The following is a 2163-nucleotide window of genomic DNA, read 5'->3' as shown; positions in this document are numbered from 1 at the left end:
AGGTACCCACACACAAACCATCAGACACTCTCGACAATTTCAGAAGTGAGACGCAGCGCAACCGCACAATGCTCCTGGCGAAGGAAAAGTTCCCGGAGAGATGAAAGTGTGGTGAAGAAAAACCGTTTTCTTCTCGAACACCGCGAGGGGGTGTCCGGGGACAGTTATAGAGTGGTCAGCATGACTGCACTGCATTTTGACCCGGCACACATGCTGAGCTTCGACCTGGAAACCACCGGCGTAGACCCAAAGACCGCCCGCATCGTCACCAGCGCACTGGTGACGATCAAGGGACGGGAAAGAAACGACATTGAAATGCTCGCTGACCCTGGCGTGGAGATTCCGCAGCAGGCCTCTGACGTCCACGGCATCACCACCGAGTACGCCCGCGAACACGGCCAGGATCACGACGAAGTGCTGGCCAAAACCATCGAAGGGATACGCGAGGCATGGCGCGCTGGTGCCACGCTGATCGTGTATAACGCTGCTTACGACCTCAGTGTGCTGCGAGCGTTGGAGCCGAGCTTCACCGTCGACGGCCCGGTGTTCGATCCCTTTGTCGTAGATCGGGCGAAAGATCAGTACCGCAAAGGCAAGCGCACGTTGGAAAGTGTGTGCGAGCACTACGGTGTGGTTCTGGACAATGCCCACGAGGCGACGGCAGATGCGGTGGCTGCCGCTCGTGTGGCATGGATGCTGGCGCGCAAGTACCCCGAAATTGTGCAAATGTCGACGGATGAATTGATGCTTGCCCAGGCCACGTGGTTCTACGAATCGCAGAAATCTCTGCAGGAATGGTTCCAGAAGAAAGGCAAGGACGTGCCGGTCAACACCGCGTGGCCACTAGCGGAGTGACCCCAGCCCGCGGGAACCCCTAGCCGGTGGGAATCCTCAGCCCGCGGGAACCCCTAGCCGGTGGGAACACTAGGCCGCGAGAAGGGGAGGCGACGGCGAGCTGAGCACGCGCCGCGCGGCCGCTACTTGCGGCGCACGGCGGTGAAGTACACCGCCACGGCCGCAGCCAGGATCACCGCTAGGATTCCCAGGCCGATGTAGAGGATAGTGTTGCTCTGGGACGCGTTGTCGATGTCCTTGGCCTGCGCGGCAGCTTCGTCGCCGTTGTTACCGTCGCCGCTTTCTGCGCCATCACTGTTGCCACTGCCGTCGTCGTTGCCGCTGCCGGGCGGGTCTTGGGATGGTGCTGGCCCGGGCTCTAGGGTTTGACGCCACTCCGGTCCATCGACCTTATTGCCCTCCAAGGCGGTCGACAGGCGGAACTCGATGTCTTTATCCTGCTTTCCGTTGTCGCTGTAGCCCTCGAGAGTGACCATGATGTACCACTGACCGGCATCCGAAGCTTTGTCTTGGGATACGTTTCCTTCCTTGTTGCGGTAGAAGACGTACGGCGTACTCACAGCTCGTGCAGTGACGGGAACATCCTTATCGAGGGACTTAACAGTCTCCTTAGAAGTGATTATGCGACGGGGAGATGCGACGTAGATGTCCCCATTTCGGGAATCGTTCGAGTGCTTCTTGTCGAATTCCACTTCCGCGAGGGGGCGCTGGCCCCAGTCGACGTTCATGCGGTAGAACTTCGTCTCGCCGGGCACCAGAGTGTCGGACACTGTGCCCGGGGTGATTTCGGTTGCCTTGTTGTACGACGTGCCACCCGGGGTCGGCGTCGGCTTAGAGCTGGGAACCTTGACCTTATCCTTGTCTTCGCCCTCTGGGACTTCACGATCGTTCTTCGGGCCAGCTTCGGAACCGTCGACCTGGGGCTCGAAACCGATGACGATCTCCACCGGCAGGTCGTGGTCAATTTCGGTGCCGGAGTGGTTCAACTTCACGCGGTACTTCGTCGGATCACAGTCCTCTTCTGGATCGATCGTTACAGTTTCCGCCTCCGGCGGCCCGGGCCAATTGGAACCGCTGTAGTAACCGGATCCACTGTGGTCACAGGTATCGTTCTTATACTCGACGTCAACGTTGTAGTAGATGTGGTCGCCGCCCTCGAAGCCAACCGGCACCAGGTTCGCCGAGACCTGAGCTTTCTTGCCTTCTGGGACGCTGATGCTGAACCACTTCTCGTCGCCTTCTCCTCCATTGGAGTTATCGCGCGGGCCGGGAAGGGAGCTTTGGTAGAGGCCTTCGCCGAGGTAGAAC

Annotated in this window: 1 protein-coding gene and 1 pseudogene; one reads left to right on the top strand and one right to left on the bottom strand. The window is 59.5% G+C overall.

Annotated features, from left to right (window positions below; all coding sequences use genetic code 11):
• The first annotated feature begins 180 nt into the window (after positions 1 to 180).
• Positions 181 to 855 (top strand): 3'-5' exonuclease, encoded by a 675-nt coding sequence (locus HMPREF2678_RS07445; RefSeq protein WP_070551732.1) that lies wholly within the window; start codon positions 181 to 183, stop codon positions 853 to 855.
• Between the two features lie 122 nt (positions 856 to 977).
• On the opposite strand, the pseudogene HMPREF2678_RS07440 reads toward HMPREF2678_RS07445, so the two are convergent.
• Positions 978 to 2163, bottom strand: a pseudogene (locus HMPREF2678_RS07440) (hypothetical protein); the annotation flags it as partial.

Source organism: Corynebacterium sp. HMSC058E07 (genome assembly GCF_001809885.1).
GTDB classification, from domain to species: domain Bacteria; phylum Actinomycetota; class Actinomycetes; order Mycobacteriales; family Mycobacteriaceae; genus Corynebacterium; species Corynebacterium macclintockiae.
The sequence above is the reverse complement of the archived record's forward strand: the minus strand, read 5'-3'. Positions and strand labels throughout refer to the sequence as shown.